This window comes from Belnapia sp. F-4-1, assembly GCF_000802185.1.
GTDB lineage: Bacteria > Pseudomonadota > Alphaproteobacteria > Acetobacterales > Acetobacteraceae > Belnapia.
In genome coordinates this window covers 268,368-290,224 of record NZ_KN676113.1, presented here as the reverse complement: position 1 = coordinate 290,224, position 21,857 = coordinate 268,368, and the positions used below count along the sequence as shown (strand labels likewise).

18 protein-coding genes and 1 pseudogene are annotated in these 21,857 nt (G+C 66.1%); 9 read left to right on the top strand and 10 right to left on the bottom strand.

Annotation, left to right across the window (positions count from 1 at the left end; genetic code table 11):
- Window positions 1-435 precede the first annotated feature (435 nt).
- Genes LH62_RS01620 through LH62_RS01610 form a run of 3 tightly spaced genes read left to right on the top strand, consistent with a single transcriptional unit; the run spans window position 436 to window position 4,094 of the window.
- Window positions 436-900, top strand: coding sequence for a (2Fe-2S)-binding protein (locus LH62_RS01620; protein ID WP_236552629.1), 465 nt, complete (start codon window positions 436-438; stop codon window positions 898-900).
- A 4-nt stretch (window positions 901-904) separates the two neighbouring features.
- Entirely contained in the window at window positions 905-1,900 is a 996-nt protein-coding gene (locus LH62_RS01615; protein WP_043358833.1) for a xanthine dehydrogenase family protein subunit M, read from the top strand.
- Between the two features lie 4 nt (window positions 1,901-1,904).
- Window positions 1,905-4,094: a xanthine dehydrogenase family protein molybdopterin-binding subunit gene (locus LH62_RS01610; RefSeq protein WP_043358831.1), complete on the top strand. Its 2,190-nt coding sequence runs from the start codon at window positions 1,905-1,907 to the stop codon at window positions 4,092-4,094.
- A 321-nt stretch (window positions 4,095-4,415) separates the two neighbouring features.
- Here the strand turns inward: LH62_RS01610 and LH62_RS01605 are convergent, their stop codons facing one another.
- The 3 genes from LH62_RS01605 to LH62_RS27945 are packed head-to-tail and all read right to left on the bottom strand — an operon-like array spanning window position 4,416 to window position 7,102.
- On the bottom strand, window positions 4,416-5,327 hold the full coding sequence (locus LH62_RS01605; RefSeq protein WP_043358829.1) for an SDR family oxidoreductase: 912 nt from the start codon (window positions 5,325-5,327) through the stop codon (window positions 4,416-4,418).
- A 12-nt stretch (window positions 5,328-5,339) separates the two neighbouring features.
- On the bottom strand, window positions 5,340-6,092 hold the full coding sequence (locus tag LH62_RS01600; RefSeq protein ID WP_236552440.1) for an SDR family oxidoreductase: 753 nt from the start codon (window positions 6,090-6,092) through the stop codon (window positions 5,340-5,342).
- Between the two features lie 26 nt (window positions 6,093-6,118).
- Window positions 6,119-7,102: a helix-turn-helix domain-containing protein gene (locus LH62_RS27945; protein WP_052213582.1), complete on the bottom strand. Its 984-nt coding sequence runs from the start codon at window positions 7,100-7,102 to the stop codon at window positions 6,119-6,121.
- 339 nt (window positions 7,103-7,441) lie between these two features.
- Here LH62_RS27945 and LH62_RS27940 point away from each other — a divergent pair, with 339 nt between their 5' ends.
- Complete coding sequence (locus tag LH62_RS27940; protein ID WP_052213581.1) at window positions 7,442-8,380, top strand: helix-turn-helix domain-containing protein; 939 nt, start codon at window positions 7,442-7,444, stop codon at window positions 8,378-8,380.
- A 193-nt stretch (window positions 8,381-8,573) separates the two neighbouring features.
- Here the strand turns inward: LH62_RS27940 and LH62_RS01585 are convergent, their stop codons facing one another.
- From LH62_RS01585 to LH62_RS30075, 3 genes are all read right to left on the bottom strand, one after another.
- Window positions 8,574-9,185 carry an ester cyclase gene (locus LH62_RS01585; protein WP_160299758.1) on the bottom strand — a complete coding sequence of 204 codons (612 nt, stop codon included), beginning with the start codon at window positions 9,183-9,185 and terminating at the stop codon, window positions 8,574-8,576.
- Window positions 9,186-9,714: 529 nt separating this feature from the next.
- Window positions 9,715-9,864: a hypothetical protein gene (locus tag LH62_RS30965; protein ID WP_160299757.1), complete on the bottom strand. Its 150-nt coding sequence runs from the start codon at window positions 9,862-9,864 to the stop codon at window positions 9,715-9,717.
- 613 nt (window positions 9,865-10,477) lie between these two features.
- Window positions 10,478-10,849 carry a hypothetical protein gene (locus LH62_RS30075; protein ID WP_144404337.1) on the bottom strand — a complete coding sequence of 124 codons (372 nt, stop codon included), beginning with the start codon at window positions 10,847-10,849 and terminating at the stop codon, window positions 10,478-10,480.
- Between the two features lie 155 nt (window positions 10,850-11,004).
- Here LH62_RS30075 and LH62_RS01575 point away from each other — a divergent pair, with 155 nt between their 5' ends.
- Together LH62_RS01575 and LH62_RS01570 are read left to right on the top strand one after the other, a co-directional pair.
- Window positions 11,005-11,358: an EthD domain-containing protein gene (locus LH62_RS01575; RefSeq protein ID WP_052213579.1), complete on the top strand. Its 354-nt coding sequence runs from the start codon at window positions 11,005-11,007 to the stop codon at window positions 11,356-11,358.
- Between the two features lie 189 nt (window positions 11,359-11,547).
- Window positions 11,548-12,237 carry a hypothetical protein gene (locus tag LH62_RS01570; protein WP_043358825.1) on the top strand — a complete coding sequence of 230 codons (690 nt, stop codon included), beginning with the start codon at window positions 11,548-11,550 and terminating at the stop codon, window positions 12,235-12,237.
- A gap of 425 nt (window positions 12,238-12,662) precedes the next feature.
- Here the strand turns inward: LH62_RS01570 and LH62_RS01565 are convergent, their stop codons facing one another.
- The 3 genes from LH62_RS01565 to LH62_RS28905 all read right to left on the bottom strand — a co-directional run bounded on the left by LH62_RS01565 (window position 12,663) and on the right by LH62_RS28905 (window position 17,167).
- The gene (locus tag LH62_RS01565) at window positions 12,663-13,730 is read right to left on the bottom strand and encodes an HWE histidine kinase domain-containing protein (protein WP_082012288.1); all 1,068 of its coding nucleotides are present in this window, start codon (window positions 13,728-13,730) and stop codon (window positions 12,663-12,665) included.
- Between the two features lie 118 nt (window positions 13,731-13,848).
- Window positions 13,849-16,971, bottom strand: a complete 3,123-nt coding sequence (locus tag LH62_RS01560) for a PAS domain S-box protein (RefSeq protein ID WP_160299756.1) — start codon at window positions 16,969-16,971, stop codon at window positions 13,849-13,851.
- Window positions 16,958-17,167 (bottom strand): type II toxin-antitoxin system ParD family antitoxin, encoded by a 210-nt coding sequence (locus LH62_RS28905; protein WP_082012779.1) that lies wholly within the window; start codon window positions 17,165-17,167, stop codon window positions 16,958-16,960. The genes LH62_RS01560 and LH62_RS28905 overlap by 14 nt, the downstream gene beginning before the upstream one ends.
- 145 nt (window positions 17,168-17,312) lie before the next feature.
- Here LH62_RS28905 and LH62_RS30070 point away from each other — a divergent pair, with 145 nt between their 5' ends.
- Window positions 17,313-17,522, top strand: a complete 210-nt coding sequence (locus tag LH62_RS30070; protein ID WP_144404336.1) for a hypothetical protein — start codon at window positions 17,313-17,315, stop codon at window positions 17,520-17,522.
- A gap of 77 nt (window positions 17,523-17,599) precedes the next feature.
- Here LH62_RS30070 and LH62_RS27935 read toward each other — a convergent pair whose 3' ends face one another.
- The gene (locus LH62_RS27935) at window positions 17,600-19,741 is read right to left on the bottom strand and encodes a Calx-beta domain-containing protein (RefSeq protein WP_082012286.1); all 2,142 of its coding nucleotides are present in this window, start codon (window positions 19,739-19,741) and stop codon (window positions 17,600-17,602) included.
- 291 nt (window positions 19,742-20,032) lie between these two features.
- Between LH62_RS27935 and LH62_RS31750 the strand changes: the two are divergent.
- A pseudogene (locus tag LH62_RS31750) lies at window positions 20,033-20,689 on the top strand (transposase); the annotation flags it as partial.
- 158 nt (window positions 20,690-20,847) lie between these two features.
- Entirely contained in the window at window positions 20,848-21,816 is a 969-nt protein-coding gene (locus tag LH62_RS28900) for a tripartite tricarboxylate transporter substrate binding protein (RefSeq protein ID WP_160299755.1), read from the top strand.
- Window positions 21,817-21,857: the final 41 nt, after the last annotated feature.

Genomic DNA, 21,857 nt, shown 5'->3' with positions numbered 1-21,857 from the left:
GCCGAAACACGTTAGTTCATCTTCGCTCTCGAAGGCGGGCCGGACATCCCGCAGCCGCTGTTCAAGGGTCTTAGGAGCCTTCGTACGCTCGCGTGCTCGGAGAGGAGCTGCTTGGTCAGGAGATTCTGATCATCCCCTTCCGCAGAACTTCCTGACGCCGCCAGGTGCGGCCGGCACAGCAATCTGGCGAACGCGTTTGGCGAGACGGCGAACGTCGCCCGCCTGGACGCCACACCGGCGTGATGAACAGAATGTCACGACTGACCGGAGGCCGACACAATGGAAGAGATATCCGATGACCCAGGTGGCGTCCCGCTTCCGGTCAGCCGCAGGAGCCTGATGATCGGCGCGACCCTCGTTGGCTCCTCTCTGGCTCCCGCTGAATCCGCAGCGCAGGACACCAATGCGCGGGACAGCGCCTCAGGTGGGTTGGAGATGCGCTTCACGGTGAATGGCGAGGCCCGGCGTCTCACCCTTGATCCGCGCGCCTCGCTGCTCGACACGCTGCGCGAAGGCTTGGCGTTGACCGGCGCCAAGAAGGGCTGCGACCACGGGCAGTGTGGCGCCTGCACGGTGCATCTGGACGACCGGCGCATCGCCTCCTGCCTTACGCTGGCAGTGCAGGCCAATGGCCGCGCCGTGACGACGATTGAGGGCATCGTGCCGGAGGACGGTTCGCTCCACCCGATGCAGCAGGCCTTCATCGATCACGACGCCCTGCAATGCGGCTACTGCACGCCTGGCCAGATCATGGCTGCGATCGCCTGCGTGCGGGAGGGCCATATCGGCAGCGCGGACGAGATCCGCGAATACATGAGCGGCAATCTCTGCCGCTGCGGCGCCTATGCCGGCATCCTGGCCGCGATCCAGGATGCCGCGCCGAAGATGCAGGCGGGCTGAGCCGGTGCGTCCCTTCGCCTATGCCCGGGCGGAAACCGAGGCGGCCGCGATCCGCGCCGTCTCGGCGGGCGGCCCCGGCACGCGTTTCCTGGCCGGCGGCACAACGCTCTATGACCTGATGAAGGTCGGTGCCGAGGCGCCGGAGCGGCTGGTGGACATCAACGCGCTGCCTGGCCTCGCCAGCTTCGACACGGGCGGCCGGCGCGAGCTGGTTTTCGGTGCCGGCGCGCGGATGAGTGACGTTGCAGCCGATCCCCGGCTCGTGGCTGAGTATCCGGTGCTGTCGGACGCGCTGTGGAAGGCGGCCTCGCAACAGCTCCGCAACATGGCCAGCCTCGGTGGCAACCTGTTGCAGCGCACGCGATGTGCCTATTTCCGCGGCGGTGAGCCCTTCACCTGCAACAAGCGCGCGCCGGGCAGCGGCTGCGCGGCGCGAGACGGGATCGACCGCGGTCACGCCGTTCTCGGCGGCAGCGAGGCTTGCATCGCCACCTATCCCGGCGACTGGGCCGTAGCGCTGGTTGCCCTCGACGCGGTAGTGGACGTAGCCGGCCCGAACGGCGCCCGCACCATCCCGATGGAGGCCCTGCACCGCGAGCCCGGCGCGACGCCGGAGGTGGAGACGAGCCTGGCACGCGACGAGATGATCCTACGCATCCGCGTGCCGGCGACGCAGCTTGGCCGCGCTTCCACCTACCATAAAATCCGGGATCGTGAATCCTACGCCTTCGCCCTCGCCTCGGCCGCCGTGGCGCTGCGGATGGAAGGCGAGGTGGTGCGCGAGGCGCGGGTCGCCCTCGGCGGCCTTGCCACGCGGCCCTGGCGGGCGCGGGACGCGGAGCGCGGGCTGGTCGGACAGCGGCTGACCGCGGAAGCGGCACGCGCGGCCGGCGATGCCGCCCTGCGCGGTGCCCAGCCCGGGCACCACAACTCGTTCCGCATCGAGCTCGGTGCCCGCACCGTGGCCGATGCCCTCATGATTGCGCGGCAGAGGGCCTGACACGATGAGCGACACCGCCTATCCCGACGCTCCGCGGATCGACGCGCATGACAAAGTGCGCGGCGCCTTGCGTTATGCCGCCGACGAGGCCAGGCCGGGCATGAGCCATGCGGCCCTCGCAACCGCCACCGTCGCGCGTGGTACGGTCCTACGGATCGACCTTGCCGCAGCTCGCGCCGTGCCCGGTGTGCGACTGGTGTTGACTCATGAGGAATTGGCCGGGCTGAAGCAACCGGGCTTCCTGATGGGTGGAGGCTACGGCTTCCAGAGCATCCAGCCCGTTACCTCGTCGCGTATCGCCTATCGCGGCCAGCCCATTGCCCTGGTGGCGGCGGACAGTCCTGAGGCCGCGGCCGAGGGAGCGAGGCTGGTTCGGGCGGAGTACGCGAGCGAGCCCCATCAGGTAACACTCGATGCGCCGGAGGTGGACATCGTCGCCCAGGCGGATTCACCCCTGCCGAAGCCGATGTTCGCCGATGTGACGGCCGGCGAGGCCGATACCGCCTATGCCGCGGCGGCAATCCGCATCACGGCGGAGTTTCGCCATCCGCCACAACATCAGAACCCGATCGAGATGCTTTCCACGGTCGCCGAGTGGCGGGATGGGCATCTCACCGTGCATGAAGGCACGCAGAATGCCGAGGCGATCCGGCACGGGCTGGCGCGGCAACTGGGGATCGAGCCGGCGCGGATCACCGTGCGTTCACCCTCGGCCGGCGGCGGGTTCGGGCAGAAGAACTCGCTCCAGGCGCATACGGTGCTGGCGGCGGAGGCGGCACGGCGCCTGGAGCGGCCGGTGAAGCTTGTCGTCAGCCGGGCGCAGATCTTCCACGACAGCAGCTTCCGCCCTGCCAGCCGCCATCGCATCCGGCTGGGGGCGGATGCGGCAGGCCGGATGCAGGCGCTGATCCATGAGACGGATTCGCAGACCTCGCGCCACGATTTCTTCCCAACTCAGTACACGGAACTTTCCGCCCGGCTCTACGGCATCGCCAGCTTCCGTGGCCGGGAGCGGCTGGTGCGAACCGATGTCCAGACGCCCGGCTACATGCGCGCGCCCTATGAGCACCCCGCCGCCTTCGCAGTGGAATGCTGCGTGGACGAGCTGGCCTATCGACTGGGCCAGGACCCCGTGGCGCTGCGCCTGGCCAATGATACGACCACGGACCCGATCACCGGCCAGCCCTATTCTTCCCGCCATCTGGCCGAATGCCTGCGCCGGGGCGCAGCCCGCTTCGGCTGGGACCGGCGCAGCATGGAGCCAGGCTCCATGCGGGCAGGGGACGGATCGCTGATCGGTTGGGGTGTGGCGATCGGGGCCTACAAGGCGGCGACCGCCGCGGCCATCGCCAAGCTTCGGCTCTCGGCGGACGGCGCCGTCACCTTCAGCGTCGGAGGGCACGAGATGGGCCAGGGTATCCGCACGGCTATCTCCGCCGTGCTCGTCCGGCGGCTGGGGGTGGAGCCCGGGCGCATCACGCTTGAGATCGGCAGCACCGGCACGACGCCGCAGCACCTGACTGCCGGTTCCTGGGGCACGGCCACAACGATCCCGGCCGCCGAGGAGGCCTGCGACACCCTGCTGCGAGCCCTGGAGGCGCTGCCATCGCGTCCCAGCCCGGCAGAGCGTCTGCGCGCTGCCGGCCGCCCGCACCTGGAAGTGGAGGTGAGCAGGTGTGCGCCGGGGCAGCCGGACGCGGTCATGGGCCGCCTGACCAGCGGCCTGCCGGCTGCCATCGGCCCGGCCTATCCCGGCTATGTCAGCTTCAGCCACGTGGCGCATTTCGTGGAAGTGCGGGTGGAGCCGGCTACGCGCCGCATCCGTGTCCCACGAGTGGTCAGCGTGGCTGATTGTGGCCGGGTGATCAGCCCGCGCACGGCGGCCAGCCAACTGCGCGGCGGCGTGGTCTGGGGCATCGGCGCCGCGCTGCGGGAAGTGAGCGAGGTGGACCCACGCTACGGCGGCTTCCTCAACGCCGACCTCGCCGAATACGTGCTGCCCGTGCACGCTGATATCGGCACGATCGATGTGGAGTTCGTCGACGAGCCCGATCCGCAGCTGAACGGAGCGGGCGTGAAGGGGTTGGGCGAGGTGGCGATGGTAGGTGTGGCACCGGCCATCGCCAACGCCGTGCACCACGCCACCGGGCGGCGGCTGCGAGAACTGCCGATCCGGGTGGAGAATCTGCTGTAGGCCGGGCCGGGCGGGGCGGCCCATGCCGACCCGCCCCCTGAGGATGCGTCGGATGCTGCTGCGGTCCAGTCATGGCAGGAACCTCGAAGGTGAGTCATCGAGGGCACGGCTGAAGCCCCGGCGCAGCGTGCACGGCGCGCTCCTTCCCTGACGCCTGCCTGGGCAACTCTCGAAGCTTTACCCAAGACAGCAGTTGGCACCTCCCCGGCGCCCATGGGGCTGCGGATCGGAAATGGCCGGATCGGCCATGGCCCACCGCGCCTCCATGCACCGTGGCGGGAGGGCTGCCGGTTGCGGCCCGCGAGCGGCCTCACCGGCCGTCTAACCCGAAGCGCAGTCACCCACTGCCGGATGCAGCAGTTCGGGAAAGCCGATGCGATGCAGGAACTGCTCGCGCACGCGATCCATCACCGCGAAGGTAACCGCCGCACCGTCGCTCGCGGGGTCGACATAGACGCGCAGCGGGCGCCTGCCGGCCGGTGCCGCCACGATGTCCACCACGGCTCGCCCGACCGCCGTCGGATCGGAATCCCCGGGCACGGTGCCGGCGAGCGCCTCCTGGATGCGGTCGGCGAAGCGATCCGGCCACGCCGCAGTGTAGGCCTCCTCGATCGCGCTGTCCTCGGGGCGGCCCGCATGCGCGAAGTGGTTGGTGCCGGTGGTGAACGCGCCAGGCACCACGATCGAGGTCTCGATCCCGACCGGCGCCAGCTCCTTCGCGTAGCAGACCGCGAGCGCGTCCATTCCCGCCTTTGCGGCGAAATACGGCCCGAGCAGCGGCGGGACGCCGCCCGCGACGCTGGTGCTCGAGACCCAGACGATCAGCCCCGACCCGGCTCGGCGCATATGCGGCAGCACCGCCCGGTTGACGCGGTGGGTGCCGAGCACGTTGACGTCATACTGCTGCGCCAACTGGTCGGGCGTGAAGGCCTCCAACGGCCCGTACACCATGTGCCCGGCATTCTGGACCAGCACGTCGAGGCGGCCATGCTCGGCAATCACCTGCTCCACTGCCACCGCGATGGATGCCTCGTCCTGCACATCGAGTTCCACCGAGCGCAGGTCGATGCCGTGCTCGCCGGCGTAGTCGGCGTTCTCCTTCACGCGCGCCGCGTTCTTTCCGGTCGTGCCGCGCATGGAGGCGTAGGCGGTATGCCCCGCATGGGCGAGGTCGCGTGCGATCATCTGGCCGAAGCCGCTGGACGCGCCGGTCACGAGTGCGATGAGACCCATGGACGATCTCCCTCAGACCACGCCGCCATTGGCACGCACGATCTGCCCCGAGACCCAGTGCATGTCGGGGCTGAGCAGCGCGGCGACGGCGGCCGCGATGTCCTGCGGCTCCGCCAGGCGGCCCATCGGCATCATCCTGGTCATCGCGGCGATCTGCTCCTCGCTCTTGCCGTCGAGAAATAGCTTGGTCGCCACAGGGCCGGGCGCGATCGCGTTGACCGTGATCCTCTTCGGGCCGAGCTCCTTGGCAAGGATGTGGGTCATCGCCTCGACACCGGCCTTGGTGGCGGCGTAGGCCGCATAGCTCGGCTGGTACAAGCCGAGGACGCTGGAGGAGAAGCTGACGATCCGGCCGCCCTCGCGGATCTGCCGGGCGCCCTCGCGCAGGCAATTGAACACGCCCTTCAGGTTCACGGCGACGTGCCGGTCGAACAGCGCATCTTCCGTCTCAGCCAGTGGCGCGAGCTTCATGATCCCGGCGTTGTTGACCAGTCCGTCGATGCCGCCGAAGGTCTGCTGCGTCGTGGCGAACATCTGCCGGACCTCGGCCGGATCGCTCACATCCGCCCTGACCGCGATCGCCCGGCCACCCGTGGCCGTGATCTTCTCGGCCAGGGCCTGCGCCGGTTCGGCATGCCCCGAGTAGTTGACCGTCACGGCCCAGCCGTCCGATGCCAGACGCTCGGCCACCGCCGCCCCGATGCCCTGCGACGATCCCGTCACGATCGCCACCCGTCCAGTTGTCGCCATGTCGAGGTCCTCCATTTGAGACAAGCGCCCCTACGCCGCGCTCAGGGTGCCGTTTCGGCGGCGGGTCCGGTTCGGCGCAATCCGGAATTCAAACCGCACGCCCGCGAAAGTGGGGAATCCGCACGCAGGGTCGTCGGCGTCGTGCCCGTCTGCCGGAGGAAGGCGGTGGAGAAGGCACTCGGCCGGGGATAGCCGCACCGCAGGGCTATCTCGGCCACCGGCAGGTCCGTGGTCGTGAGATAGAGGCGTGCCCGCTCCATCCGCAACTCGGTGAGATAGGCGGCCGGCCCCATGCCGGTGCGCTCGCGGAATCGCCGCCCGAAGTGGTGCACGCTGATCCCCGCCTCGCGCGCCAGCTCCTGCAGCGTTAGCGGCTCGTCGAGGTGACAGCTCATATACTCGATCACCCGCGCCAGCCGCCGATCGGTGATGATCGCGGTCAGGCGTGGATCGTCGGCGATGTGCCGCCACTCCGATTGCTGCGACAGGATGTGCGTGGTCATCCAATGCGCCGCGCTCGCCGCGTAGAGATCGGGTGCGCCCGCCCGCATGGCCGCCAGCAACGCGCCAGCCTGTCCCGCAAGGACCTCGTCCCGGCAGGCTGCTACCCGAGCAGTGCCCACGACCTGACCGACGCGACGGTATTCGTCCGCAACGCCGGCGACAAGCGAGGCAGGCAGGTAGACGTGCAGGCTGCGGAACCGCTCGGTCGGCGATTTGGCGAGCAGCCGTACTCTCGCCGTCTCGCCGGGCGGCGTGAGACAGGTGATCCCAGGCTGGAAGATCGCCGACCGCCAGCGCCCATCCAGCAACTCCTGGACCTCGTGGCGCCCAACGACAACAACCGTCAGGCTGAGGTCATCGGTGGGATGCGTCTCGAAGGTCTCGACGGAGCCGATGCCCTCCTGATGGTTCAACAGCAGGGAGGTCCAACCTACCGACGTGCTCGAATCCAGCACGCTCAGCGGGATCGCCGAAGCGCAGTGAAGGCTCGCCGCCGCATGATGGTGAGCAAAACTCAGCATGGTTCTGTTCTCCCGCAACGGCCGAGCACCAGCCCTATGGCACATACGGTTCGTATGTCGAGTACAGGATGATTATTTTCAAGCATACTCACAGAAAGTCATCGGCAATTATGCAAGGAGTTCCAAATGGACATCTGCGTCCGCAATTACGCGAGACATTCGCAATCTAAGAATAGTCTGAAATCTGCGCGGATACTTTGCGGTTTGCCCGGCTGGCCGCTTCTGCCGGATGCTTCGGGAACACGCCCTGGGATCTGCGCGAAAAGGCCGGCGCCCCCGTCGCCTCTGGCCCGCGCCGCGACCAGTGGAAACGGCGGCATCGCGGGCCTATCATGCGGCATGGCTGTTCCCGGTCCCGACCGACTGTTCTCAGCGGCGCACGAGGCCGCTCCTGCCGACCGCGGCGCGTTGCCGACGGTGTTCGGCGACGTCATGCGGTCACTCGAGCGCCTTCCAGGCCAGCATGTGCTGTGCAGCCTGGACGCGGGCTGGTCCTCACTGTTGCTGCGGCGCTACTCCGAGCCCGCCCATGCCGGCGCGTTCGAGACCGCACCCATCCCGTGTCAGACGCTTGTCCTCGTCAAGTCGGGCGGCACCGCCATCGAGAGCTTCAGCGATGGCTACTGGCGCAAGACGGCCTATGTCCCGGGCGATCTCGGCATGACGCCTCCGGGCGAGACGGCACGCCTGCGGTGGCGGGGGCACGAGAGGCATGAGACCCTGCAGCTCTTCCTGCCGACGCCATTCCTCGATCGGGCCGCGGCCGAACTCCGGCCCATGAAACCTGTCCTGAGGCTGAACAGCCTCTCCCGACGGGAACCTTGGGCCTCCACCGCGATCCTGGCGATCGAGCAGGGGCTCATGGCAGGCTACCCCGCCATCTACGCCGAAAGCGCGGCCCACTTCCTGGCGCTCCATCTCCTGTGCTCCAGCCCCGGGCGCGATGACGGACCTTCCAGCGACGAGGTGCAGATGCGCCGTGCGGAAGACTACATGCGGGCGCGGCTGGCGGAGCCGATCACGCTGGCGGACATCGCCGCAGCCATCGGCTGCAGCAGCTTCCAATTGATCCGCCTGACGAAGCGCATCCGTGGCCAGACCCCGATGCGGCTCCTCGCCACGGTGCGGATGGAGGCCGCGGAACGCTTGGTGCGCGAGGGCCGCCTCAGTGCGCGCCAGATCGCGCTGGATTGCGGCTACACGAACCCATCCCACTTCGCCACGGCATTCCGCCGGCAGTTCGGCGTGTCGCCGCGGCAGTTCCGGTCGAGAGCGTAGCGGGCGCGGCGAAACCTACGGTGGCGGTTGCCGTCCGCACCGGCTCACGGATCCTGCCCTGGTTGTCGTCCGACGAGCAAATTACGCCTGCCGGACGATTCCATCTGACAGTAGGTTGCTCCTGCCCGCCCGACGACAGCGGCATCGCGGACCGGGAATTCGTAGCCTATCCGGCAGCGGTCGCGCCGGCCCTTCATCGGCCAAGCACCAGGTTGGCACCGAGCCGCTGCAGGAACATGCGGCTATCATACTGCGCCCACTCCTCGATCAGCGTGCCGTCCGGTGCATAGCGAAACACGTTGTTGATCTTGTAGAAGACGGACCGGCCGTTCGGCTGCAGCGTTCCGAGCGGCGAGGCGGTGAAGGGCCGTCTGAAGACGCCGTAGAACGTCGTGCGGGCAGCCAGGTGATCGCCGCCGTCGGAGAAGATCTGCTGTCGCGTCACCGAGAAATCGTCGAAGGCTGCCCGGCAGGCGGCGAAATACGCCCAGAGCTGCTCGCGTCCCAGGGTGCCCCCATCCGGTCCGTGGAAGCGGAAATCGGGATGGAAGAACCTCGCCGCCGCCGCCTGGTCCTCACGTGCGATAGAGATCTCGCCGATGCGGATCAGCTCGCGGGCACGCGGCGACAGGGCCGGATCGTCGGCACGAAGGTTGGGTTCTTCCAGCATCGTGTCTGCTCTTGGGGGTTCATCCTGGGCCGCACGGGCCGCGTTGCCGCCTTGGGTGAAAAGGGCCGCGGCGCCCAGCGCCACAGCCGCCCCACCGATCGCGCGTCGTCCCGTACCGGCTTTCTCATCGAACATCGATCCGTCTCCTTCAGCTGATTGAGCCATCTCAGCCAGGCAACGTCGGCGGGCCTCGGTGGCTTCGCCGGTGCAGATCGGGCGAAACCCAATGGCGAACCGGCGAAAGCGACACTGGTGGAAGGCCCGGCGGCGCCCAATGCCTTGCGCCGACTCTGCTGCCAGGCCCGCGGGAAGCTCTCGCGCATCTCCGCTACGAACAACCGGGGCTGCTCCCAGGCGGGAAAGTGCCCGCCCTTCGCCGCCTCGCTGTAGTGGCGGGCGACGGATGGCGCTCTTCCACCCAGCGGTGGCCGGCTTGGCGGATGTCTTGCGGGAACGGGGTATTGCCAACCGGTACGTTGATCGGCTGCTCTTTGAAACTTCGCATGCCCTGCTGATAGATGCGCGTCGACGACGCCGCGATGGCCGTGAGCCGATAGAGCGTTATGGTATCCATCATGTCGTCACGGCTCGGAGCCGCAGTCGTGGTCGGCCACTACTCGAGCTTTTGCTGAGAAGCAGGCCGCCAAGCCGAGGGGTAAATCGGTCAGCGCCTAGCCGATTTTATCGTCCTGAAAGCCTGCAGACGCGCCAGCGCCGCCCTTTCCTGCTCGTCCCGTGCCTTCATGCTCTTGAGGATCGGGAACATGTTGAAATGCACGGTCGGTGCGCCGATCGCGCCCAGGTGGTTCGCCACCGCATAGCCCCAGTCGCCCCAGCGGGTCGTGCTCGGTTCCGCGGGCCCGTCGGACGGACATTCCGGTTTTCGTCAACCCGCTTTTGCGCTTCGCGTAATAGCGCAAAGACCCGTTCAGCCTTGGCATAGGCACGCCGGGCGCGCAGCTAAGCAGCGTCGGCCACCGTGTCGACGACGCAGTCCGGAGGCGTAGGGGCGGGGAGGGCAGGGCCGGCGATCCGCCCGCTTTTCCGGCAGACGCATCCAGGCCCGCGCAAGCCATCGAAGCCAAATGGTCAAAGGAGGCGAACGTGATTGCTAGCTCATCAGGGTCCAGCGGAGCCCCGGATGCGACATTGGCATTCGCGCGCACAGCATCACGGCTGATGGGTACTATTTCCGATCGCAATGCTTGGCTGGTTCGGTCCGATCCAACGCAGCATGCGCGTGTTTCACATCACCACCGGCGCGGCGTGCTGACGCTTCTAGCCGAACATGCAGGCGCCGCGGTGATGGCGATCAACATCGTACCGGGCGTGGTGTCCCTGCTGTCCGAGGGACTGGCCGCCTCCCTACATGCAAGACGTCGATCATGAACGGCAAGACGCTCTCCTTCGCCAACGACGTCACCGTCTCAGTCGGGGGATCGGAAATTTTTCGGAACGGGCGTCAGCGGCTGGCCGGGCAGGTCCGCGTTCTCAGCTTGAGCGGGAAATCCAGATTGCAGTTGGCGCAGCCTGCCCAGTGGCGCCTTGGCTGTCATGGAACGGGCGGTCTGCAGCACCGCCCTGTGCCTCGCCCGCCCGAGGGTTTTGCCACACTGGCAGATCCCGGTCGCATGGTCGCCGAGCTGGGGAGGGCGGGTCTTGTCGACGAGGAAGTCGAGGAGATCGGGGCCGTTTAGGATGGGCCGGCGGGTACGGCCTGTCTGAAGGAAGCGGAGGATCTGCACGGCTTCATGCCGGCCTATGCGCCCCTTGGTCCGGAACAGCAGTCGCGTGTTCACGCAGCTATCTGGCGATCGCGGACGAAGGGGGGCGGCGGCGAGGTCACGTTCCGCGCGACGACCGTGATCGGCTCGGGTCGGCTGCGCACTAATCCTTCCACGCACCGCAGGAGCTTCGGCTCCGCCCCGCGCATTGACAGTCGAAAGGCATCATCATGGTGAAGCTGAGCGTCTTCCTAACCCGCCGCAGTGACCTCACACATGAGGAATTCAGCCGATACTGGGTGAAGGAGCACGCGACCCTCCTGCAGTCCCTACCCGAAGTGCGGCAATTCGTGTGCCGTGACGTCCAGCAGGACGCGGTAAGTGGTTTGCCGGACGGGTTGCCGATCGCCCCTTTCGACGGCGTGGCCGAGCTGTGGTTCGATAACCTCGAAGCAGCCGCTGCCGCCATGAGCTCGGCGAACTACGCAACCGTCGTCGCCGATGACGAGGAGAAGTTCCTGGACCGCAGCAGAACACTGCTGATGGTGTCCGAAGGGCGCACCGGCATTTGGGCAGGCAAGTAGCGCCGCGCCGGCAACTGGTCCAGCAACATGCTCCAACACGGATCTGCTTGGTCCGCTCGGAGTGGGAGAGTCAGGAAGTTGAGTGACCTCCTGTCCTTCCGCCCCCGTAGCGGCGGCGGGCGGTCACCCGCGACGAGCCTGCAGGACCCTCCACGGTTCCAGCCGAAGCGTTGCCGCTGGATGGCACGGATGAGGCGAGCCGCTTCGCCCCTCGTCATCACCTGCTTCACTGCGCTGTTCCCGGCTCAAGCCCAGGACCGGGGTGCGGCCGCCGGAGCCCGGAATGTGGCGCCGCGGGATGGCGTCTGGCTCAGCGCGGGCCTGCGCACGCTCCTCGGCGCGGCGCCTGGGGCGCGTGGTGACGCGACCCTCTACGTATCGCGCTTCGGCGGTCTTGGGCAGCGAGCTGCCCTTCTTGAGCTCCGGCTTCTCCCGCCTACCTCCGGCGGCGTCGGCCTGACGGGTGCCTACGCCGCAAGCCTTTTGGAGCGACGGGACGGAAAGGAGAACCGCGCGCAACTCTTCCGTATCGGGTCGATTGCCGAGGGGCAGGTCGGACCGATGAGCCTCGACGGTCGCCTCGTCGCGGAGCTCGTGATGCCCGAGGGCGACCGTGGCGTTCCTCGGGCACGCCTGCGCGCCCGGGCGACATTCCCCGCACCGGCGGAGGGCTGGCCCCGACCGTTCGTCGCGGAGGAGTTGTTTTGGGAAGAGTCCCGGGGCTTCGCGTCGCGCCATCGCCTTTCCGCGGGGATACGCGCGATCGGGGCGCTCGGCGGCGCCCTCGATCTCGACGCATACTACCAGCGCGAGGAGCGGCGCGGCACGGCCGGGTTTCACGCCTTCGTCCTCCAGGCGATCTGGGTGATCGGACGATAGTGCCGAAGCGGCAGATCGGGTGGTCAGGGCGGGAGTGGACCCGCTCTGCCGGGAAGCATATGAGCTGGCCCCTGTCCTCCGCGGTGACGCTCCCCGGCCTTCTGATACGCATCGGCGGCCCGTGGGCTGAGGGCGCGTAAGCACCTCCACTTCATCGGACAAGCCAGTTCCGTTATTCATCTGCGATGAGTGCTGCGTGGGGCAATTAGTCCCCGCGCTCTCGCCCAGCTGGCGCTAAAGCCGCCCCCGGCGGTTTACGGAGCATCGTGCCAAGCTGATCGTGAGCGTCCGGCCTCCACCGCCTCCATCGGTTCTTGATGTCCTTGAAGGTTGGCGGTCTTACCATCAGGCGCATTCTCGACACTCCGCCGAAGCTGGACATCGAAGCCTCAGCTTTATGACGACCGAATAGTACGCGGCGAATGTCAGGGCACCTTAGGTACCACGGTCGCCAGTGGTGCATCCACCTCGCACCGCAAGCCGGAAGGCTCGAACAACATGCGCACATTGGCGCGTAACCCGTGCGTGAAGCCTCGCTCGATCAGCCGTGAGCCCAGGCCACGGTGCGGCGGCGGGGACACTGGCGGTCCGTACTTCTCAGCCCAATGGAGTTGCAGGCGTTTGTTCCCGCTATCGGGTACAACCGACCACTCAAATCGGACGTGTCCTTCGGGCCTGGAGAGGGCACCGTGCCGCAGCGCGTTTGTCAGCAGCTCGTGCAAGGCCATTCCGAACGCTACAGCAACACTGGGCGCGAGCCGCACCTCCGGGCCGGCAAGGTCGATACGTCCAGCATTGCCACGGTGCGGCATCAGCTGCCTCTCGGCCAGAGACTGAAGCGGCGCACCCTCCCAATGCTCCTTGGCGAGGAGAACGTGCACTCGGGACAAGGCAAGCAGCCGATCCCGGAAAACGTCCCGAACCTCGCCAACGTTTCGTTGGCTATCCCGAAAGGTCTGCGTCGCGACCGCTTGAACCGCAGCAAGTGCGTTGTTGACCCGATGATTGAGCTCATCGACCAGCCGCTTCTGACGCTCTTCCGTGCGCTTGCGCTCGGTCACGTCCCGCTGCGCGGCAACCCAATGAACGACCTGGCCATCCTTCAAAACAGGAGTGATGAGCCATTCCACGTCATAGGTGGTGCCGTCCTTGCGGTAGTTGACCGCTTCGGCCTGGAAGCTGTGGCCTGCCCGTAGAGCCGAATGCAGGTGATCCAGGACGGCACGGTCCGTGAGCGGGCCCTGGAGAAACCGGGGAGAGCGCCCGATGACCTCCTGCGCAGCATATCCGGTCATGCGCTCGAAACCGGGGTTGACGTACTCGATGATTGGCCCGGGGGAGTCGAGGTCCGCTCCGGTGACGACGAGCGCCTCACCGATCGCCCGCACGGCCGAGCGCAACAGCGCGAGCTCGTGACGCTCCCCCCACGGCTCCGCGGTCTGCGGTCCACCATTGCCATGGGGCGTGCTGCCGCCCCCATCTCTCTCTGCCATGCAGGGCCTGTCCGATCGCGCCGGCGCCGTTCATCATGGCGCTAAGGGATGACCAACCTGTCCTGGCAGGGCAAGTTCCTGAATTTCTTCGCCTTCCGGCCCGATGTGAAACCTGGCTTTATCCCAACTGGCGGAGTGCTTTCGACAGGTCCTCGGCCGAGTAGGGCTTGTGGAGCAAGGCGAAGCCCTTGGCGCCGCCCTCGGCCAGCACGTGGCTGTAGCCGCTGGTCAGGACGACCGGAAGATCCGGCCAGCGGCGCCGGATCTCCTTGCCGAGCTCGACGCCGTTCATGCCGGGCATGATCACGTCCGAGAACACCACGTCGAACCGGCTCGCATCCGCTTCCAACAGGACCAAGGCCGCCTTGGCATTCGGGGCCCAGGTGGCCACATAGCCGAAATCCTCCAGCACCTGCCGGGCGAACTCGCCAACCTGCGTGTTGTCCTCGACGAGGAGGACGTTCCGCCGGCTCATCACGGCTGTTTCGGCCACGAGGCTGGGCTGTATGGGCGGGATCGCCGGCGTAGCCTCCGCGTGCGGCAGGTAGAGCGTAAAGATCGAGCCCTCACCAACCCGGCTCTCGACGTGCAACTCGCCACCCGACTGCTTGGCGAAGCCGTAGACCTGTGACAGACCCAGCCCCGTGCCTTTGCCGACTTCCTTGGTGGTGAAGAACGGCTCGAAGATCCTGCTGAGCATATCGGGCGCGATCCCGGTTCCGGTATCGGATACTGAAATCGCAACGAAGGCGCCCGGCGTGCCGGCATGCCCGCGAGTAGGCGGCACCGCGGGGGCGAGCCAAGTCCGGATGGTCAAGCGCCCTTCGCCCGCCATCGCATCGCGTGCGTTGACGGCCAGATTCACCAGCGCCGTCTCGAACTGGTTGCGGTCCGCTTCGACCGCGCAGCCTTCGCACTCAGTGACTGCCTCGATCCTGACGCGAGCTCCCACAAGTGGGCGGATGAGCTCCGTGACAGCCTGAACCTGATCGTTGACGACGAACACCTCCGGCTTGAGCGGCTGGCGGCGCGCAAAGGCAAGAAGTTGGCGCGTGAGCTTGGTTGCCCGGTCGGCGGTATCGGCGATGGCTTCGACATAGCGGCGCCGTCGTTCCTCCGACAGGTCGGAGCGCCGCAGCAATCCCGCCGAAGAGCGGATCACAGTCAGCAGATTGTTGAAGTCGTGCGCCACGCCACCGGTGAGCTGGCCCACGGCTTCGAGCTTCTGACTCTGCCGCAGGGCATCCCCCTGGAGGCGGATCTGCTCGGCCCGGCGGGAGACCTCGACCTCAAGATGCTCGTTCAACCGCCGCAGCTCCCGCTCGGACTGCCGCCGCTCCGTCACGTCCAGCATGGCCCCGATCATCCGCAGCGGCTTGCCGCCCTGCCCACGCACCATGAATCCTCGATCGAGCACGTCGGCGTAGCTGCCATCGGCGCGCCGGAAACGGTACTCGTCGGACCAGCGGTCGCCCGCGCCGTCGATCACGGCGTGGACGGACTGGGAAACCCGTTCCCGGTCCTCGGGGTGGATCTGCGCGAGCCACCACCCGCTGGGGGAAACCACACTGTCGAGCCGATGGCCAAAGGTCTCCTGCAGCGCCTCGTTCCATTCGACCCGGTCCCGCCGCAGGTCCCAGTCCCAGATGGCGTCATTCGTCGCCCGGACGACAAGGTGGTAGCGCTCCTCGATGGCGTGCCGCGCCTCCTCGGCCCGGCGCTGGTCCGTGATGTCGACATTCATGCCGACCCACTCCCGTATGCTCCCATTGGGTTCGCGGACCGGCACGGCGCGGACGGTGGTCAGTCGCCATTCTCCGTCCGAACGGCGCAGCCGGAACTCGGTATCGAACGTCGTGCCTGCCGCGACGGTGCTGACCCACCCGTCGGTCGCGCGGGAACGGTCGTCGGGGTGGACGGCGTTCGCCCAGCCGGTGCCCAGCCATTGCTCGAGTGTCTGGCCTGTGAAGGCGCGCCAGCTCGGGGAGTCCTCCCGCACGAGGCCCTCGGCGTCGGTGGTCCAGACCGCGGCAGCGGTGGCGGCTACCAGTGCCCGGAAGCGCTCCTCACCTGCCCGCAACGCCGCCTCGGCCGCCTTCCAGTCGGTGACATCGAGCACGAACTCGACCACCTCTTCGCCGATGCGCCGCGGCGCGAACACGCCCCACCAGCGCGAGCCATCCTTGCGGTAGTACTGCTTCTCGTAAGGCACGGCCTCGCCAAGCGTGGTCACCTGCTCGACCGCCTTCCACGAGGCGGCATGGAACTCCGGCGGGGTCAGCTCCTGCCAGGTCTTGTCGATTGCTTCCTCGTGATTGAAGCCAGTCATGCGCAGGAAGGCGTCGTTCACCTCCGTCAGCCCGAAGCTCCCGCTCCAGAACAGCACGCCGACCGTGCTGATGCCGAGGGCAGCCCGCAGCCGTGACTCGCTGAGGCGTAGGGCCTCGCGCGAGCGCTCACGCTCGGTCACGTCGCGGGAAGAGGCAACCAGCAGTTCCGGCCTCCCATCCGCACCCGGTACGGCGGTGATCTGCACGTCCCACCATTTCGGGGTGCCCCTGACGGTCGGGCAGAAGCCCCCGAAGCGGCCGACCCGCCCGGCTACGGCCTCGACCAGGGCCGCCTTGACCTTCGCCCGCTCCTCCTCCGGCCAGATGGAAACCCAATCCTGGCCATTCACGGCACCCAGGTCGGTGAACCCCATCGCACGCAGGCCGGGGGCGTTCATGAAGGTCACGCGCCCATCAAGCGTCAGGAGCTTGAGGCAGTCGGCGCTGTTCTCGGCAATGCCGCGCAGCACGGCCTCGCTCGCCCGGAGCCGCTCCCCGGCCCGGTGCTGGTCCGTGCGGTCACGGACGATCTTCACGTAGCCGATGTGCTCGCCCGTCTCGTCGTCCTTGAGCGGGGCCAAGGCACCGGATCCCCAGAAGCAGCTGCCGTTGCTGCGCATGTGCCAGCGCTCATCTTCGGCCCGCCCGCAGCGCCGGGCAGTTTCCATTTCGATTTCGAAAGCGCCCTCCACCCTATTCTCGGGCGTGAAGATCATGCTGGCATTCTGGCCGACGGCGGCGTCCTCCGACCAACCCATCACCCGCTCGGCGGCGCTGTTCCAGCTGGTGATCGTCCCCTCAGGGCAGATCGTGAGGACGGCGAAGTCGGCTGAGCAGGCCAGGACGAGCTCAGCCAGGCGGCCCGGGTTCGGCAGCCGGTGGCGGGCGAAGTCAACCTTACGGCTGTTCATCGGCATGGCTCGGAACGACGGCGACGGGGCGAGGGGCGGATGGCTCGGGCGGCAGCGCCTCGGCACGCTCCAGCAGGCGCAGACCGGCGCGGACGACCTCGCTGGAACTCTGGTAACGGCCTGAGGCAACGAGGTGCTCGACCAAGCGGCACAATTCGGCCGTCAGGGCGACATGGAGACTGTGGCGGGCCGGCATCGCTACTGAGTAGCCGGGTGTGACTGCGGTGTCACCCAGCTTTCGCAATACGAACGACCTAGTCGGACGGCGATCGCAGCATAGCTGCTGGTGGAAGCTCGCCTGTTGTCCCAGGCAGGCGGGCGACGCGCTGCCCGATGGGGTGATGCGCATTGCGCGCTGCTGTCATGGTGACTTGGTTCTGGAAGGCAAGGGCGTAGCGGTGCAGCAGACCCGCAGCGCCGCATTCTTCTTCATGGCGACGCGAAACGACGCCGCGCCGATCCGCAGCGCTGCTTCCTTCCTGCTCCACACTGGCCTCGACCAGCGAGCGGTCGTTGCCGAAGACATGCGACAGGCCAACCAGCCCCTCTGATCAAACTCCCTCGTCGGCGCGAAACCTGACAATCCGACCGCTGGGCGAAGGCGCGGACAAGCCGCACCTTCTGTTGTTCAGGCGAAGATGACATCATTGCCGATCGAAAACTGCGCCAGCGACACTCTTTCCAAGAACACATGGTCGCCGCTGGTGCCGTAGGTCACATCGGTACCCGAGATGCCGGAATAGGTTGCCGTCTTGGCTGCCACCGTGCTGCTGGCGATGCTCCGAAATACCAAATCATCGACTCCAGGAACGAAATCCTTAATCCGGTCGAAGCCGTCGAGTCGCGAGAACACGAAGTCATCCGAACCCCCGCCACCCGTCATCGTGTCGTTGCCGCGCCAACCGGTGATCGTATCGTCACCGCCAGCACCCGCGAGCGTGTTGTTGGAGGTGGTGCCCGTGACGGTCCGGCCCATCACGTCGTTGTTGAGGATCGTTCCCCGGCCTTCGGCATCGGTTAGCGTCGCGCCGCTTGCCTGGGTCAAGCGAAGAAACACCGTCTCGTTGGCCTCATAGGCAGTGTCGTTGGTTGTCTGCACCACGACCGTCTTGCTGGTCTGACCGGCCGAGAAAGTCAGGGTGTTGGCGGCCGCCTTATAATCAGAGGTGCTGAGCGCGGTGCCATTCGCCGTGGCGTACTTCACCGTGATTGGCACAGTGGTCGCCGTGCTGAGTGACACCGTAAAGTTAAGGATGCCGCCTTCGTTCACACTGACATCAGACACCCGCATGCCCGGCACTACGACCGGGGTCGTGGTGACATTGGTGATAGTGCCAGTCCCGGAGGCGTCAAACAAGGTCGCGCCACTCGGGTTTGAAAGGTTAAAGGTCAGCGTCTCACTGGGTTCGGCCAAGCTGTCTTGCGCGGTTTGCACCTCTACTGTCTTGCTGGTCTCGCCCGGCGCGAATGTGAGGCCACTGTTGGCCGCTGTGAAATCCGTAGCGGAGGCCGTACCGGCCGCCGTGCTGTAGTTCACCGTCACCGTGCTGGTGGTGGGTTTGTCCAATGACACGGTGAAGGTCATCTTGGAGCCTTCGGGCGCGCTAGCATCCGAGACCGTTATGCCCGGCACAACAACCGGGACAGGATCATCATTGGTGATGGTGCCGGTGGCCGTAGCCGTGAGCAGCGTAGCCGTATTGCTGGGGTTCGACAGGGTAAGGGTCAGCGTCTCGTCAATTTCGAAGGCCGTATCCCCCGTGGTGCGGACAAGGATGGTCTTGCTGGTTTCCGTCGGCGAAAAGGTCAGCGTGTTATCGACGGCCGTGTAGTCCGATCCATCCGCCGTACCATTCGATGTGCTGTAATTCACCGTCACCGGTCCCGCCGGCACGTCGTCCAGGCTAACGATAAAGCTGAGATCCCCGCCTTCGGTAACGACGGCATCGCTGACGCTCATTTTGGGCGGCGGCAATGCAGCATAGCTCATCTCGTAGACGTAGAGGACGTTGGTGGAGCCGTTTTGCTGTTGCCATGCCCAGTCTGGCTGCATGCCAGCACCAAATGCTGAATTCTCACCACCATGTGCAAAGTCTTTCGGCACATGCTCCGTAGTCGTGTAGATCCAGTTTTTGTCGATATACAGGCTGATGTGGTCGTCGGTCCACTCCATGGAATACTCGTGAATATCGCTCATCTTGTAGGTATTGGCCGGATAGCGATAGACCGTGTATCCGTCGCCCCCGCTGGACGACTTGAAGTGAATTGTTGAATAGCCATCCGTATCGCCGGTCGAGGCTTTCTCAAAGATGTCGAGTTCCGGACCGGGCCATTTGTTGCTGGCGGGCCATAAGCAGGCGAAGGGACCGGGCCCCTCGCTGGGATCGGTTTTTGCGGTGATGGTGTAAAGGCCGTAGCCGTTGCCCGCACTTGCCCCTTCGGGCCGGACCATCATGCCAGCAGCTTGCCAATCGTTGGGGCCTTTAACATTGGTCACCTCCGGCGTGACATCGGTGCTGGTCAGGATGGCAATGCCATCGGCCACTTTCACATCACCCCAAACCTCGGTCATCTTACCAAAGCCGGTATCGAAACTTTCGGTCCACACTGGCTTGTAGGCCGTTGGGTCGAGCGGATTGGTGCTCTCGCCCACCGCGAGCGCCATCATTTTTAGACCGGAATCAGTGGAGTGCTTAATCAGGCCCTTGCCTGCATTGTCCCGCGCAAGAGCGGCGACGCGGTGCTGGGTGGGGAAGCTTGCCTGCGCCATACAAGGCTCCTGATTAATGTTGAGTATAAAACGGTTTCACCCCCCTATCCGTGTCGTGTTGCATCGCGCGAGTCAATTAATCTCTATTTTTGAGCAATCGAATCCCCAACAAGCTTGGATGTTGTGTCTTTGTATTGAGAGCCAATGGTAGAATTTGGCGGACTTGGTTGATTTAACCGGTAGGGGTGCCCGGCCGTGCTTCTGTGCCCAACAAATTATAGTTTGGTAACGCAAGGAAGCGACAGCTCCTTGATGGCTCCGCGGCATAGTTGTGCGGAAGCGCGGCGCCGACGCCGTCAAGGGCGTATAGCCACCGTTGCGGTAGGCGTGAACGCTGATGGCTGACGCGAGGTTCTGGGCCTGATGGTCGGCAGTTCGGAGGCGGAGCCATTCTGGTTCGACTTCCTCCGCGCCCCGACCTGCGCGGTATGAAGATCGTCGTCTTCGACACCCAACAGGGCTCGAAGGCGGCGGTGACGAAGGTGCTGCGCGTCACCTACCAGCGGTGCCGTGTCTACTTCGCCCGCACTGCTTCGGCCCGTGCTGGCAAAGGCCCAGCGCCGTATCGTCTCGGTTTGGGTCGGCACGGCTCATGCAGATGCCGAAAGCGCAAAGCGGCAGTGGTGCACCGTCGCCGACCGGCCCCGCCCGAGGGGCCCGAAGCTCGCCTCGCTGATGGATAGTGTTGAGGAGGACGTGCTCGCCTACATGACCTTCCCACCGCGCATCGGGCGAAGTTACACTCGACAAACTCCATCGAGCGACTGAACGGCGAGATCAAGCGCAGGACGAATGTAGTCGCATACTCCCAAACGAGGCCGCCGCGGTTCGATTCATCGGCTTTGCGGCAGTGCCGCAAGTCTCCTCGCACAGTCGAACGAGTGGTCCATCCAACGCTCCCGCTACGCGACCCTGGAGGCCGTCGCCGCAGTCAGCGATACTGGCTAGGTCAGGCTCTCGGCCGTGCCAACCTGACTCAGCGGCCTGACCCGCCAGGAGCCACGCTCCTATACCATCACCTGAAACACGACCTGCCGCCCACTCCGGGTTGATTGCCGAACACCGGAAGCTCCTTGTATTCAAGGCTTTGAATGGGAGGTAATGCGATGAACTTACCAACTCGGTGGCTGCCAGCCATCGTTTTCCTCTGCTTTTCTTTTCCCGCTGCGGCTTGGACACCGGACGGTCCGGTGCGTATTGTGGTCGGCTCGGCGGCTGGGGGACCGACAGACTCTCTTGCCCGACTGTTTGTAGAAACAGCGCGCTCTAGGCTGCCGCAGCCGGTCGTTGTCGAGAACCTCACAGGCGCAGGGGGCAATATCGCCGCCTCTGCCGTCACGCGAGCGCGCCCGGATGGCCGGACCTTCCTGCTGGGCTATGCAGCGCTTGTCATCAACAATCTTCGTGGCGACCCACCGGGGGCGGTCGATCCGGTACGAAGTCTGGTGCCGGTGGCCCGTCTTGCAACCTCCCCGGCTGTTGTCCTGACGCGCGCCAGTTCCGGCATCATGGACTTTGCGACATTGGCCGCTCGCCTGCGCACGAATGATGCTTCTTCGTCCTGGGCGCCGCCACTGCCTGGAACGGCGATGCATGTCGTCGGCGAGCAATTCCTCGCGCGGCTTGGTGGCCAGGCCGAGATGGTCCCCTATCGTGGCAGCTCTGCCTTGCTGCCGGATTTCTTGGCGGGCCGCTTAACTTTCGTCTGCGACAACCCCACCGTACACCTTTCCTATCTGCAAGATGGCTCCACTCGTGCTCTGGCCGTCGCAGCCGCTCAGCGCTCAGCCTTGCTGCCTGAGGTGCCGACGCTCGCCGAGTTGGGCTTGGCTGGCATTGATTTCACATCATGGTTGGGTGTGCTGGCTCCGCTCGGTACTGATCCGGCCGCCATCGCCGCCATTGCGGACATCGCAAAGGCGTCCGTCAGCGGACCCGAGGCTGCGTCGCGGCTGGCGGCAATAGGCCTCGAACCTGCGCCTACAGGGAGTGCAGAGTTCCGGACCCTCATCGAGCGCGACCTCGCAGGTTGGAAGCCTGCAGTCGCGGCCGTACAAGGGCAGATGCAGCAGTGACGATAGACCTACTCGGCGGCCGAACCGCTTCCGAAGGTCCA